Consider the following 13,360-nt stretch of genomic DNA (forward strand, 5'->3'; position numbering starts at 1 on the left):
GGAGCTAGAAGTTGGGCTATAGAAACTAGGTTGGAGCAGAAAAAACACTTTGTCGTTTTCTTTCTTCTACCAGCTCCTGTCTTCTAGCTCCTAGCTTCTTTTCACGACAGCTCCCACACCGCAAGGCTGCGGTCGTCGCTACACGAAACTAGCCTATTCTGCCTTCCCGGCCAAAACAACTTGTTTACGGAGGTGCCGTGGCCGGCGTGCCGGGCCCGGTCGACTACCCGCAGCAACTCCCAAGTGCGCGCGTCCCAGAGCTTGATGCTCTTGTCCATGCTGCAGGTAGCCAGCACGGCCGTGTCGGGCGAGAAAGCCAGGTGGTTGATGGTAAACATGTGAGCTACAATACTGCGGTGCTCTTGGTAGCCCGCCGCCACGTCCCAAATGCGCAGGTGCGCGTCGCGGCCCGCCGTAAGCAGGTAGCGCCCGTCTGGCGAGTAGGCAGCGGTAAATACGGAGTTGGTGGCGCCCTTGATGACGTGCTTACTCTGCAAGGAATCAACATCCAGCACCCGCACTAGCCAATCGGAGCCGCCCACGGCCAACTCGCCCCGCTCCTCGTGCAGGGCTAGGCACCGCAGACTTTTCTCGGACAGGCGTACTAGAGTCTCAACTTTAAAGTCGGCGGCGCTGAGCACGGCCAGCGTCCCGTCGCCGAGAGCCACGTACAGGCGCTGCCGTTGCGGAGAATACGCCACATCGAAGATGGCCGCCGCGGGCAGAGCCGTAGCAAAAAGCAGCTTTTTCTCGCCCAGGTCAATGGCCTGCACACCCTGGAAGTTATGGCCCAGCACCAGCAAATTACGCGCCGGCAGGTGCATCAGGGCATATACCGAGTTTTCCACCTTTGCCACCAGTTCGCCGTCGCGCTCCGGGGCCGCGCTGCTCCAGGCGGCCACCATGCCATCGGCCCCGGCCGAGTAGAATGTTTCCTGCCCAACGGTACCAGCCAGGGCGTACACACAGTCGCGGTGGCCAGTGAGGGTAGCGAGTTTCTGAACCTGAGGGCGGGAAGACAAGGAATAAGCGAATAAGTGAACGAGCGCAAAGATACCTCCCGAACCATACCCGGAAGCAGTTTTGCTTAAGCGAGCAGTTTTACCCCGAAGGTGTACCTTCACTTCTTCACTCCTTCATCAGCTCCCCGCTTGCCCCTTCACTTCCTCTCCCCCATTTCCCAAACCTGCGTGCTGGGCCTCTGGCACCTCACGGAAACGGCCCCGGAGCTGTGGCCCTTGCTGCCCGCCCAAGCCCACTACCTCGCCCGCTTCCCCGATGGGCGCGATGAGCTGCGGGCCCGGCAGTGGCTGGCGGGTCGGGCGCTGGCCCATCAGCTTCTGCAAGAGCTGAACGACACGCCCGCTACCCTACACAACGACCCGAACGGCCGCCCGTACTTTCCCGAACTGCCCGCGGCTGGCGTGTCCCTTTCCCATTCCGGTGAGTGGGTGGCAGCGCTTCTCTCTACCCGCGAGGCAGTTGGCATAGATATTGAGCTGGTACGGCCCAAAGCGCAACAGTTGGCCCGCCGGTTTCTATCGGGAACGGAGCAGGCCGATGCTGGCGATGATGCCGCGAAATATTGTCTCTATTGGAGTGCCAAGGAGACGCTGTATAAGCTGCATAGTCGCCGGGGCCTGGTGTTTAAAGAGCAATTATTGCTCACCCCGTTTGAGCTGCGGGAGGCAGGTGTGTTGACGGGACACCTGCTCCTCGAAAACTCCCGCAGCCAACACCAAATTCACTACCTGCGCTCAATTCCCGGCTACGTTCTAACTTACGCCATTGGTGAAGTTGTGAGTTTGTGAAGGTGTGAAACAGCGGAGCCGCTGTTTACAAATTCCACTGGCCACAATTTCGCAAATCCACCTCTTCCCTTTTACCCATGTCCCTTCGCCGCCTTTCCATTCTTACCGCCGCTGCCCTGCTGTTTTGTACCGTGGCCGTAGGGGTAGCCCGTGCGCAGGGTAGCCGCTCGGTAGCTGATTTCAGCCTTAAAAACAGTACAAACACCGAGGTAGCCCTGAAAAGCTACGCTGGCAGCAAGGCCGTGGTGGTCGTATTCGTGAACCCAACCTGCGCGTTTTCCAAGCTCTACCAGAGCCGGCTCAATTCCCTGAATGCGGAGTACAGCGCTAAAGGAGTGCAATTCCTCTTCGTGAATGCGCCCATTAACCTAGAAGCCAGCGCCGATACCGGCGACGCTGAAAAGCTTAAAATCAAAACCACCGGCGGCGCCGACCTGCCCCTACTCACCGACGAAGGCCAGAAAGTAAGCGCCCTACTGGGGGCCACCAAAACGCCCGAAGTTGTGCTGCTCCAGCCCGTTGGCGACGGATTTGCCGTGCGCTACAAGGGAGCCATCGACGACAATCCGCAGGTGGAAGGCTACGTGCGGGAACATTACCTGGCCCAAGCCCTCGACAACGTACTGGCTGGCCGCGCGGCCGGCGTACCCGACAAGCGGGCTGCCGGCTGTCTGATCAAGAAATTTTAAGCTGCTTGCTGTAAGCAGCGAGAATGAGGCTACCTACTTGGCTTATAGAACCTGTCAATAAAGCGTAGCATTTCATTTAAATTTGTTGAGTTACTACCCTACGTCAGCACGTGAGATGCCGCGGGGCGCTCTGCACGCCCGTTTTAATTTTCTACTTAGGTTTTGATACCTACCAGAGAAAAGGCCGCTGATGTATACATCAGCGGCCTTTTCTCTGGTAGGTATCAAAACCTTTTTACTCGTCCCCAGTTTCGGGGGGCCGTCCGTATCGGCAGCTTCTGATTCGTTAGTGAGGATGGCGAGCAGCTGGGCTACCTCGGCGGCTTTGGAGGGCTCCTGGAGCTTCTCAAAGCTTAGCTGCAGGTTACGCAGGGCCCGGCGCACAATGTCGATGTGGGAGCAGGGCTCAAAGAACATTTCGTTGGGCGTCAGGTTCAGCTGCCCGATGTAGTGCTCAATATCAGTGCGGGACAGGACCAGGCCTCGGTTGTAGCAGTTGATATAGAACGGCTCCAAAGGGCTTTCGGGCCGGTAGGTGAGCACGAACAGGTTGGGCAGATTCACGCCGAAGACAGGCAGCTTCAACCGCTGGGCTACTAGCAGGTAAATCACGCAGAGCGTGAGCGGGTTGCCCCGCCGCGTTTCCAGCACCCGGTGCAGCATGGAGTTGGCCGGCGAATGAAAATTCTGGGTGTTGGCGGCAAACTTATGGGTGCGAAACAGGACGTGGTTGAGCGTCTGGACTTGGTCGGCGGGGTGCATTTCGGGCTGCAACAGGGTCCAGACTTCAAAGCGCAGTTGCTCAATGGCCCGGTTCAGCACCTGGAAATCGGCGTCGGGATATTGGTAGGAGTTCAGCAGCCACATGCCTTCCAGCAGGTTTTCGCCCCCGGAGTCGCGCCACACGCGCAGGCGCTGCTGCAAGCCCTCAAACTGCAAGTGGTGAATAAGATCTTCGAGGCGCTGCTGTTGCTGAGTATCCAGGGTCTCCTCCCACGATTCCTCCAGAAACGGAATGATGCTTTCCCCCAGCGTCTGAATTTTCTCCTGAATCTGCGGGGCGATTTCCGGATCGTCGAGCAGGGAGATGAGGGCTTTGATTTCTTTGTTGGTCATGTAACGAGCGAGTAGGCTAGCTCCGGGCAGCCTGAGAAAGGGGAAAGAGCAAAGAAAAGCAACGGAGGTGGTTTATCTGTCGTCGGTTGCCGGTAACTAACATAGCTAAAGGTCTAGATTGTTCAACGTGCCGTTGCATTCCCTGTTAAGCGGCACGAGAGGGGTAGCGCTTCTTATAGCATACATTTGAAACATGCTTTCAAGCAGTCATTCCGAACGTAGTCAGGAATCTAGGTTACGTAGCGAGCGGTTGGCCCAGGTTCCTAACCACGTTCGGAATCACAACTATGCTTTTTTAGATTTTTGGACCGTTGCTTGGGCTAACAGTCCATTTCACACTCACCAAAAGAAACGCTGCCTTGGGGTGCATTCCGGTTCTATGCGAAGCTAGTGTGAGGCGCTACCCCTGGTATAGCCGTCTTACTTACCGCAGCAGATTCGTTTTGGCTAGCTCCAGCACTTCATCGCCTCGGCCGCTCATAATAGCCTTTAGCGTGTAGAGACTGAAGCCCATCATCTGCTCCTTTTGAATGGTAGGAGGCATGGACAGCTCGGCGCGCTTTACTACCGCGTCCAGCACCACGGGGCCGGGGTGGGCCAGCATTTCTGCAATGGCGCCGGGTAAGTCGGCGGGGTCTGCAACACGGATGCCACGCACGCCGGCCGCTTCGGCCAGGGCCGCGAAGTTGGGGTTCTCCAGCTCGGTGCCATACTCCAGAATGCCGGCCGCTTTCATCTCCAGCTCCACAAACCCCAGGCTGTTGTTATTATAGATAACGACTTTCACCGGCGTCTTGAGTTGGCGGAGCGTGAGGAGCTCACCCATCAGCATGGCAAACCCTCCGTCGCCGGCTAGCGCAATTACCTGCCGACCCGGAAACGCCAACTGGGCACCCAGGGCCTGGGGCATGGCGTTGGCCATGCTGCCGTGGTTAAAGGAGCCCACCAACCGGCGCTGACCGTTCATGCGGAGGTAGCGGGCAGCCCAGATAGTGGGCGTCCCCACGTCGCAGGTGAAAATGGCGTTTTCGGCGGCCTGTTCATTGAGCAAGCGGGTTACGTACTGCGGATGCATGCTGGTGTCGCCGGGCTCCCCCGTGGCCAGCTCATCCAGGTTGTCGCGCGTGTCACGGTAGTTGGCCAGGGCTTTTTCCAGGTGGTGGCGGTCCTGCTTACGGTTCAGCAAGGGCAGCAGGGCCCGGAGTGTGGCGGCCACGTCGCCGATTAGTCCTACCTCGACCCGGGTCCGGCGACCAATATGTTCGCCGCGCACATCTACCTGCACGGTGCGGGCTTCCTGAGGCAAGAACTGAGCGTAGGGAAAATCGGTACCCAGCATGAGCATGGCGTCGGCATCCATGAGCGCCTCGTAGCCGGAGGCAAAGCCCAGCAAGCCCGTAAGGCCCACGTCGTAGGGGTTATTGGGCTCCACGTACTCCTTACCGCGCAGGGCGTGCACCACCGGGGCGCCCAGGGCCTCGGCTACCTGCAGCAGCTCAGCATGGGCTTCGGCGCAGCCGGCTCCGGCCATAATCGTCACTTTGTCGCTGAGGTTCAGCAGGTCGGCGGCCGCCCGGATGTCATCCATGGCTGGTACCAGGGTAGCCTTGCTGCGCAACACTGGTAGGCGCGGCTCGGGCGCTTCCGCTTTCTGGTGGCTGATGTCGCCCGGCACGACGATGACGGCTACCCCACGCTTGGTAAGCGCCGTTTGCACGGCAATTTCCGTGGTGCGCACCGTTTGGTCGGGGTGGCTGATTAGCTCACAGTAGTGGCTGCACTCCTTAAACGTGTTTTCCGGGTGGGTTTCCTGAAAATACTGGGTCCCGATTTCCACGCTCGGAATTTGGGCGGCCAAGGCCAGTACCGGCACGCGGCTGCGGTGGCAGTCGTAGAGGCCGTTAAGCAAGTGGGTGTTGCCGGGGCCGCAGGAGCCCGCGCACACGGCTAGTGCGCCCGTTACGTGGGCTTCGGCCCCAGCTGCGAAGGCCCCCGCCTCCTCGTTGCGCACGTGAATCCACTCAATGCCCTCCCGCTTGCGGATTTCCTCAGTGATGCCGTTAAGTGAGTCGCCTACCACGCCGTACACCCGCGTTACACCGGCAGCTTGCAGCGTGTCTACTATTATTTCCGAGACAGTTTTCTTCGCCATACTCTTCGGGTTAAGTCCGAAGGCTATACGAGAGGGTGCCAGCAACGGCCGCTGTTATTTCTTCGATGACGGCGCTTTCTCTTGCAAATACCCAGCTGTGGGCTGCCTCCTCCCCTACCTACTTTTCTAAGGGCGCAACTTGGGTCGGAAACTTTCTACCGGTTGCTGCGGCCTAGCGCCCCCGCCATAGCCAGCTCCCGCAGCGCCTCGGCGGCCTCGTATTCCAGGGCTTTAATGCGCACGGCCAGCAGCGCCTGGGCCGCGGGGCCGCTGCGTTGCAGCTCCAGCCGGGCTTCCTCCAGGCGCTGCTCCACCCACTGCTGCACCCGCTGACGGTCCGCCGAAGCGGGCAGGTTGGCCGGCAAGCTGGGCAGCACCTGCAGGCGCTGGTAGTGCTGAGCGGCTTTTTTCTGCATCCGGGTCAGCTCGCGCCGTAACCGGGCCGCTTGCTGCTGACACTTCTTCTGATACGCTTCCAATGGCTCCCAATCGGCAAGCGGGGAAGTGAAGCCTTCTCCCGAGGAACCCAGCGCGGGGCTCTTTGCTGGCACCAAGGCAGGTAACAGTTCCCGAGCAGTCAGCGGCAGCGCGCGTTGCCCCGTTTCCGTTAAGGCCACCAGCGCCCGCGAAACCCCTAACAGCTCCGACATCTCCAGTTGCGACAGGTCGTAGTGGGCGCGCAGTTGCGGTAATGAAGACTCGGGGTAGGGCTAGCAGACATTCGGATCAGCGTAAAGAAGCATTAGCCGAATACGTAACCAGGCTACTAGCAGCTACACGCAGCAACCTAGTTTTGCTACTAGAGCTAAGCTTCAGCTAATCAAACCGAGCAATTGAGGTTCGGCCTTTTCACTGCAGCGCGAGGAATCTGGAAAGCCGGCACGCAGGCGCTAGCAGGCCAGAAATTCCAACAACACCTTTATAGTTAGCCACTTACTTCACGTAGGCGCTTACGGGTACTAGCTTATACGCCGGGTCGTTGGCGAATATTTTGGGCAGCGTAGCCGCGTGGCGCTGGCCCATAATCAGCAGGATGCGCTTGCCTTTTTCACGCAACTGGGTGGTGACGATGTTGGAATATATCTTCAGGTCCCGCTCGTGGAAGATGGAAATGTATTCGGCCCCGATGTACTGCTTATTCACGTAGGTCGTGTCCACGTACTGAGCCGGCGGGTTGGTAAACTCACCATTCTTCACCCGCGCCGGATTCACGAACATCACCCGGTAGGTAAAATCCAGCACCGTTGGGTCATTTATGAACAGCAGGAACTCCTTCAGCGTGGCATTGCCTTCCTTGAACCGGGCTTCGGCTGCCTTGCCGATGCCGGAAAATTTGGCGGCGTCCGCCTGGTAGAGCTCAAAGTTCTCCCCGCTCGTCAGAATGCGGTTAGACACCGCCTCATAGTAATCAGCCGAGTGAATTCGGTTATGATTCAGCGTTTTACCCAATTGGTAGCCAAACTGAAACCGCTCGGCCCGACCGTACGGAATATCCTTCAGCTCCACCTTGCCGGTTTTGTAGAGGGTATAGAGGCTATCGACGCTATACTGCTCCTCAGGAGTAGTTTCAATCATGATGACGTCCGGATTGAATTTCGCCAGCTGCTTATTCAGCTGGGCCACCTCCTGCTGCCGCTGCTCACTGAATAGATCGGCCTTGGGAAAACCCTTATAAAACCCCTCCTGCCCGAAATGCGAGGAGCCCAGAATCATAAGTTGCGTTTGCTCTTTGGGCTTGTCGTTGGCAATAGCTTTCACCACGGCTTTGTAGTCTTGCGCGTAGCTACTGGTAGCAGCCGCGAGGGCCAGAAGCGTGGTCAGCAGGCTCTTTCTCATGGGCAATAAGCTGGACGAAAGTAGATTCAGAAAGGAAATAGAGAAAAGGGTAACGCAAGAATAGATAAGCGCAAGGGCAAGCGGAAATAGCTTCAACCCCTAACCACAAGGCACGACGACCAGCCTTTACGCCTGGGGCGCGGAGTTCAGGTACTCATCAGTAAAGTGGGCTTTGTGCGGGGGCTGGGCGAACTTAGCGGCATTGTAGGCCACCGATGTGCCCCGCGGAATGGAGAGAGACTGCCAAGCCGCGCCCCGCACCATTTTGCCAATAAACACGATTTGCCCGATGTGGTAGGGGTAGTGAGCCAGCTGCCGGTTAATAGCCTCCGTGAGGCTGTGCGCCTGGTTGCGGATGTACACGGGTTGGTCCCAGGTGGCGGGCGTCAGCGAATCCAGGGCGGCGTACAGGCACTGCCAGCCCTCCTGCCACTTAGCCAGCAGCTCAGCCCGGCTCTGCAGGTCATTGTCGAACTCGGCCTCCCGCTGCCGCCACTCCTTTTCGCCATCGGTGGTGAGGAAATCCGTCCAGCGCGACACCATGTTGCCCCACAGGTGCTTCACAATGGTGGCAATGCTGTTGCTTTCCGGGTTTACCTGCCAGAACAGCGCCTCGTCGGGCAGCTGGGCGAAAGTCTGCTCCCCGAGCAGCTGGTAGTAAGCAAACTGTTTCCGGACGCTGGTCAGGTAATCGGCAGTCATGGCGCGGGTAGTAAGTAAGCTAAGGCGCCGGAATATAGCAGCTTCCTGTTACTTACGGGGCTCCTTCCCTACCCCAGCAGCCCGGCCAAGCCTTTCACGTTCAGGCGGGCAAACTTGCGCACCCGCTCGAATCGGGCAACCGTGGCCGCCAGCTCCTCATCTTCGGGCTGCCGGGTCGGAACATGGGTGTGCAGCAGCTCAAAAGCGGCGGCGGCAATATCCATGTAGCCCAGCAGCAGCAGGTAAAGCTGCTTTTTCTCGTCCTCGGTATAGGCTTTGGTCCGGATGGCTTTTACTAACGTATCGAGCTGGGCGGTTTCGTCGGTGTATAAGTCGCGCAGGGTTAAGCGCGCGGCGTGGTAGGTAGCCAGCTGCTCCTCACTGGCGGCCGCTGGGGAAAATGGAAACGAATCCGTAAAAGAAGTTGCAGCTAGAAAGCCTTTTTCTGCGCCGTACACGGCAGTTAGGTGCTTTTGCAGGCTAACCCAGAGGCCCGTGCGGGCTTTGTCGAAAGCAGAAGGAGTCGGTTCAGTCACGCGGGGCAGGAGGTCAGAATGAGGGGGCAAAGGTACGGGGCCTGCCGGATCTGAAACGAGAACGGCCCGCCGCTTACATAAAGCTGGCGGGCCGTTGTAGGTCAAAATATGCGCTAGGCGGCAACCTGCGTAGCAGGTGGCACTACATCCGGCGCCACTTCTACCACTTGTGCATTGCGCACAATCACCACGGGGTCTGCTTGTAGCGTTTGAAAGCCAGCATATTTTCGTAAGCTGCTTCTAGTGCGGTCTGAAGTTGCTCGTCAGTATAAGATGTTGTGCTTGGCTTGTTCATAAATAGTCGCTGCTTACAGATTGCCAAATTACTGATTCCTCTACGGCTGTAGAGTTGGTTGTGCCTTGTGCTATACGACGAGGTTTGCCAGCCGAGTTGTCAATAAAAAACCACTTATCAACGGCTGGTTTGTAGATGGAGAAGAAGTACCGTAACCCTAACTCATACCGCCGCCGAATAATATCTTCTGGGATGTTGTGGCCGCCTTCTTGCACCCGAATCCGGACCCGCTGCACGGCCGCTTCCGGCGTACTAAGCCAGAAAAAGAACAGATGTACGGTGTAGCCTTGCGCTTGGGCCTTTTTGATAAATGATAGGTAGTGCCGCGTAGCCAGCGTGGTTTCCAGCGCAAAAGTCTCGCTCGACGCTAAGAGTTCTTCCAACCGCATGAGCATCAGCCGCCCGGCTTGTACACTCACTGTTTCAGGCTGAAACGGCGAGAGGCCCCGAGCAATTTCATCCGCATTCACAAACTCCCGGCACCCTAGCAAATTTGGCAACAGGGTGTAGGCAGCGGTGGTTTTGCCCGCGCCGTTGCAGCCAGCTAGGAGGTAGAGGGTTTTCATATATAACTTACGTGTTACTATGAAAGCAATTATATTCTGCTATAATCAAAGCATTGTACTCTAAAATCCGTTGCCTCTATATCAGTATACTCAAAAGAGTATTGTTCGTCAGCAGACCAATCATTAGGAAACTTCACCCTAAAGTAACCACCTATAGCAGACTCCATTCCATCACTTGAACCTTCCAAAGCTAAAAAGTTCACAGAATGTGTAAAGTCTTCTTGATAAAATTGTGCTGATAATAATACAGTGAGTCCACATATAGCTTCTATTAAATTACCAAATGAGGCCTTATGAAATTCTCCATGCCTGTTATGCTTAAGAGCATTGTAAGCTTGATACCAACATAATTGATTCCCTGTATGCCAACCAATGAAAGGCTTCTTTAATCTCTCCACTCCTTTCCAAAGCGGCAGTGCTACTTCGTAAGATGATAAATGATGCGTGTGATTTATTTTTTGATAATCACGCATATTAAGCTCTTTGTTTGACTGATAGCCATTCTCAATTAAAATTGCTTTACAGTTCGCTTCGATTTCTATACATGTTCTAATAAGTAATTCATGAATTCTATAAGAATAGCAAACCAAATTTTGATCTGAAGGCTCAATATAATCGAATAATACTTGCAAATCCTTTTGAATTAAAAGAAATGGTCTAACATATTGCTCAGGTGAATCAGCAAAATTAGGATCATGCATATATCGCCATTTACCATTGTCACTATAACTCCCGTCAATAAATTGTCTACAAGTTCTTTTATATGGAAATTCAACTCCCATTGCGTTTTTAATTTAATATTACTTATTTATTCCTTCACACCTGAATGACGCCCACGTTGTATGCCTTTTCAATCGGCGCGTGGTTGGCCATGCTGATGCCTTGGGAAATGACTTTGCGGGTTTCCAGTGGGTCGATGATGGCGTCGACCCAGAGGCGGGCGGCGGCATAGTAGGGCGAGAGTTGCTCGTCGTAGCGAGCTTTGATCTTATCGAACATTTCCTTCTTGGCCTCGTCGGTAAGCTTGTCGCCTTTGGCTTCGGCAGCGGCTACCTGAATCTGCAGGAGGGTGTTAGCGGCGGCGGCCCCGCTCATGACGGCCAGCTGAGCGGTGGGCCAGGCCACAATCAGGCGGGGGTCGTAGGCTTTGCCGCACATGGCGTAGTTGCCGGCCCCGTAGGAGTTGCCTACAATCACGGAGAACTTGGGCACCACGGAGTTAGCCATGGCATTTACCATCTTGGCTCCATCCTTAATAATGCCGCCGTGCTCCGACTGGCTACCCACCATAAACCCCGACACATCGTGTAGGAACACCAACGGGATGCGCTTCTGGTTGCAATTCATGATGAAGCGCGCGGCTTTGTCGGCGGAGTCGGAATAGATAACGCCACCCATCTGCATGGCGCCTTTCTTGGTCTTCACGATTTTGCGCTGGTTGGCAACGATGCCCACAGCCCAGCCATCAATGCGGGCCAGCCCGCAAATCAGCGTCTGGCCGTAGAGGTCCTTGTAGGGCTCAAACTCCGAGTCATCCACGAGGCGACGGATAATGTCCATCATGTCGTAGGGCTTGGCACGGTCAGCGGGCAGCAAACCCAGGATTTCGCGGGGGTCTTCCTTGGGTAGGGCGGGCGCTTTGCGCGAGAAGCCCGCCGTAGCCTGGCCGCCAAGCTTATCGAAGATGTTGCGAATGTGCTCCAAGCACTCCTCATCGGTCTGGAACTTGTAGTCCGTAACGCCCGAAATTTCGGAGTGGGTAGTAGCGCCACCCAGCGTTTCGTTGTCAATACTCTCGCCAATGGCTGACTTCACGAGGTAGGACCCGGCCAGGAACACCGAGCCGGTACCGTCTACAATCATGGCCTCATCACTCATAATAGGCAGGTAGGCTCCGCCGGCCACGCAGGGGCCCATAATGGCGGCCAGCTGTACAATGCCCATGGAGCTCATCACGGCGTTGTTGCGGAAGATGCGGCCGAAGTGCTCCTTGTCAGGGAAGATTTCGTCCTGCATGGGCAGGTACACGCCCGCCGAGTCGACGAGGTAAATGATGGGCAGCTTGTTTTCGATGCTGATTTCCTGAGCCCGCAGGTTTTTCTTGGCCGTAATCGGAAACCAAGCGCCGGCCTTCACGGTGGCGTCGTTGGCCACTACCACACACTGACGGCCTTGTACCCAGCCAATAACCACTACTACGCCGCCGCCGGGGCAGCCACCTTCTTCCTGGTACATGCCCTCCCGGCAAATGCCCCAATTTCGACCGTTTCCGAATCTTTGTCCAGGAGGTAGCTGATTCGCTCCCGGCCGTGAGCTTGCCCTTGGATTTATGGGCGGCAATGCGCTTCTCACCGCCCCGAGGGTCACGCGCTGCAGGCGCTGCTGCAATTGAAACGTAAGCTGCTTACTACTGTCTTCGTTCTTGTTGAATTCGAGGTTCATGGGTGGGAATGGGTGGGGTAGCGGTTCATCCGGTCATCCTGAGTTCAGCCAAGGGCCTAGCGCGGGGTGCACAAGTGGCTCCAGCGGGTAGGCCGCTTGCCTGGGCTCAGGATAATAGACGATTACTGGTGGGTGGAGGCAACAAAAAAATCCGCCCCTCGCGGGGCGGATTCAAAGGTAAGAGGATTGCCGTTTGTGGCAGGCACCTATTTAACGGTCGTTTTAGATTCGGTTTCGGTGACGGTGCCGTTGGGCTTCACGGTGGTGGTTTCAACCTCCTTTTTGGTTTTATCCTTCCCCCACCGAACACCGAGAAGTGCACGTAGCGCTTAGGATTGGCTTGCAAGTCCTTAATCAAGTTATTGGAGCTGGCGGCCGTGGCATTGAGGTTGTTGTAGAGCAGCGTATCGCTGATCAGCTTGCCAAGGGAGCCCTTCTGGTCGGTGAGGGAACGGTTCAGGGTAGTCATCGTGCCCTGGGCCTCCGTCATGGTGGCGTTGAGCTTGCGCATGGCTGGCCCCACTGGTGCGTTCTTCAGCGAATCGCTGAGGGTAGAGAAGTTGGCCGCAATCCGGTCGAACTTGGCACTAGTCTTATTCAGCTCCCCGGTCAGGCGGGCCATGTTGGTGGTAATCTGATTGATGTTGCGCTGGTTCATCAGCAGCAGATTTTTCAGGGCCTCAGTGCTACCCTGGGCGTTCTGCAGGGTCGCCTGCAGGCTGACTTTAGCATCCTTGTTCAGAAAGCCGTTCACCTTAATCAGGGTCGAATCGACGGTGCCCAGCACGGGTAGGGCCTTGGCCTGAAAGGCGTCAGTGATGCTGGCCACGGTGTAGGACTTCAGCTCCTCGCCGCCGTCATAGACCTTGCTGTTCTTGCCTAGAAAAAGCGTGATGGTTTTTGAGCCCAGCAACGAGCCGCTCAGGCTGGCTACGGTGGAGTCGCCGACCGTGACGCCCTTCTGCAGTTCCACGGCCACTTTCACCCGGTTGCCTTCTTCCGGCACCAGAGTCATTTCCTTGACTTGGCCCACCTTAATGCCGTTCAGAATGACGGGGTTGCCTACGTTCAGGCCGTCCACGTTGTCATACTTGGCGTAGAAGGTGCGGTCCGTCGACAGGATATTGCTGCCCTTTAAAAAGTTGAAGCCCACAACTAGCAGGGCGACAGCAACGATGCCCAACAGGGCTACTTTTATTTCTTTCGACACGGGGT

12 protein-coding genes and 1 pseudogene are annotated in these 13,360 nt (G+C 56.4%); 2 read left to right on the forward strand and 11 right to left on the reverse strand.

Features of this window, described 5'->3' with window-relative positions; all coding sequences use genetic code 11:
* Positions 1-101: 101 nt before the first annotated feature.
* Positions 102-1,022 (reverse strand): WD40 repeat domain-containing protein, encoded by a 921-nt coding sequence (locus MUN84_RS06325; RefSeq protein WP_244697116.1) that lies wholly within the window; start codon positions 1,020-1,022, stop codon positions 102-104.
* A gap of 129 nt (positions 1,023-1,151) precedes the next feature.
* Between MUN84_RS06325 and MUN84_RS06330 the strand changes: the two genes are divergently transcribed.
* Together MUN84_RS06330 and MUN84_RS06335 are read left to right on the forward strand one after the other, a co-directional pair.
* Positions 1,152-1,811, forward strand: a complete 660-nt coding sequence (locus MUN84_RS06330) for a 4'-phosphopantetheinyl transferase family protein (protein ID WP_244697117.1) — start codon at positions 1,152-1,154, stop codon at positions 1,809-1,811.
* 77 nt (positions 1,812-1,888) lie between these two features.
* Positions 1,889-2,500, forward strand: coding sequence for a redoxin domain-containing protein (locus tag MUN84_RS06335; RefSeq protein ID WP_244697118.1), 612 nt, complete (start codon positions 1,889-1,891; stop codon positions 2,498-2,500).
* Positions 2,501-2,593: 93 nt separating this feature from the next.
* Here MUN84_RS06335 and MUN84_RS06340 read toward each other — a convergent pair whose 3' ends face one another.
* From MUN84_RS06340 to MUN84_RS06385, 10 genes and pseudogenes are all read right to left on the reverse strand, one after another.
* Positions 2,594-3,616 (reverse strand): transglutaminase-like domain-containing protein, encoded by a 1,023-nt coding sequence (locus tag MUN84_RS06340; RefSeq protein ID WP_317239137.1) that lies wholly within the window; start codon positions 3,614-3,616, stop codon positions 2,594-2,596.
* Between the two features lie 424 nt (positions 3,617-4,040).
* The gene (gene poxB, locus MUN84_RS06345; RefSeq protein WP_244697119.1) at positions 4,041-5,768 is read right to left on the reverse strand and encodes a ubiquinone-dependent pyruvate dehydrogenase; all 1,728 of its coding nucleotides are present in this window, start codon (positions 5,766-5,768) and stop codon (positions 4,041-4,043) included.
* A 155-nt stretch (positions 5,769-5,923) separates the two neighbouring features.
* On the reverse strand, positions 5,924-6,418 hold the full coding sequence (locus MUN84_RS06350) for a hypothetical protein (protein ID WP_244697120.1): 495 nt from the start codon (positions 6,416-6,418) through the stop codon (positions 5,924-5,926).
* A 283-nt stretch (positions 6,419-6,701) separates the two neighbouring features.
* Positions 6,702-7,604, reverse strand: coding sequence for a DUF5694 domain-containing protein (locus MUN84_RS06355; RefSeq protein WP_244697121.1), 903 nt, complete (start codon positions 7,602-7,604; stop codon positions 6,702-6,704).
* Positions 7,605-7,730: 126 nt separating this feature from the next.
* On the reverse strand, positions 7,731-8,306 hold the full coding sequence (locus MUN84_RS06360; RefSeq protein ID WP_244697122.1) for a DUF1572 domain-containing protein: 576 nt from the start codon (positions 8,304-8,306) through the stop codon (positions 7,731-7,733).
* Between the two features lie 68 nt (positions 8,307-8,374).
* The gene (locus tag MUN84_RS06365) at positions 8,375-8,842 is read right to left on the reverse strand and encodes a hypothetical protein (RefSeq protein ID WP_244697123.1); all 468 of its coding nucleotides are present in this window, start codon (positions 8,840-8,842) and stop codon (positions 8,375-8,377) included.
* A gap of 291 nt (positions 8,843-9,133) precedes the next feature.
* Entirely contained in the window at positions 9,134-9,703 is a 570-nt protein-coding gene (locus tag MUN84_RS06370; RefSeq protein WP_244697124.1) for a zeta toxin family protein, read from the reverse strand.
* Positions 9,704-9,732: 29 nt separating this feature from the next.
* Positions 9,733-10,404 carry a hypothetical protein gene (locus MUN84_RS06375; protein WP_244697125.1) on the reverse strand — a complete coding sequence of 224 codons (672 nt, stop codon included), beginning with the start codon at positions 10,402-10,404 and terminating at the stop codon, positions 9,733-9,735.
* Between the two features lie 115 nt (positions 10,405-10,519).
* Positions 10,520-12,145: pseudogene (locus MUN84_RS06380) on the reverse strand (acyl-CoA carboxylase subunit beta).
* Positions 12,146-12,401: 256 nt separating this feature from the next.
* Positions 12,402-13,355, reverse strand: coding sequence for an MlaD family protein (locus tag MUN84_RS06385; RefSeq protein WP_244697126.1), 954 nt, complete (start codon positions 13,353-13,355; stop codon positions 12,402-12,404).
* Positions 13,356-13,360 lie beyond the last annotated feature (5 nt).

The organism is Hymenobacter sp. 5516J-16 (assembly GCF_022919335.1).
GTDB lineage: Bacteria > Bacteroidota > Bacteroidia > Cytophagales > Hymenobacteraceae > Hymenobacter > Hymenobacter sublimis.

What these genes read in the sequence shown, in the direction of transcription:
- MUN84_RS06335 (WP_244697118.1), top strand. Translation starts at nt 1,889, where the DNA reads ATGTCCCTTCGCCGCCTTTCCATTCTTACCGCCGCTGCCCTGCTGTTT.
- MUN84_RS06340 (WP_317239137.1), bottom strand. Translation starts at nt 3,616, where the DNA reads ATGACCAACAAAGAAATCAAAGCCCTCATCTCCCTGCTCGACGATCCG.
- MUN84_RS06370 (WP_244697124.1), bottom strand. Translation starts at nt 9,703, where the DNA reads ATGAAAACCCTCTACCTCCTAGCTGGCTGCAACGGCGCGGGCAAAACC.
- MUN84_RS06375 (WP_244697125.1), bottom strand. Translation starts at nt 10,404, where the DNA reads ATGCATGATCCTAATTTTGCTGATTCACCTGAGCAATATGTTAGACCA.
- MUN84_RS06350 (WP_244697120.1), bottom strand. Translation starts at nt 6,418, where the DNA reads ATGTCGGAGCTGTTAGGGGTTTCGCGGGCGCTGGTGGCCTTAACGGAA.
- MUN84_RS06360 (WP_244697122.1), bottom strand. Translation starts at nt 8,306, where the DNA reads ATGACTGCCGATTACCTGACCAGCGTCCGGAAACAGTTTGCTTACTAC.
- poxB (WP_244697119.1), bottom strand. Translation starts at nt 5,768, where the DNA reads ATGGCGAAGAAAACTGTCTCGGAAATAATAGTAGACACGCTGCAAGCT.
- MUN84_RS06355 (WP_244697121.1), bottom strand. Translation starts at nt 7,604, where the DNA reads ATGAGAAAGAGCCTGCTGACCACGCTTCTGGCCCTCGCGGCTGCTACC.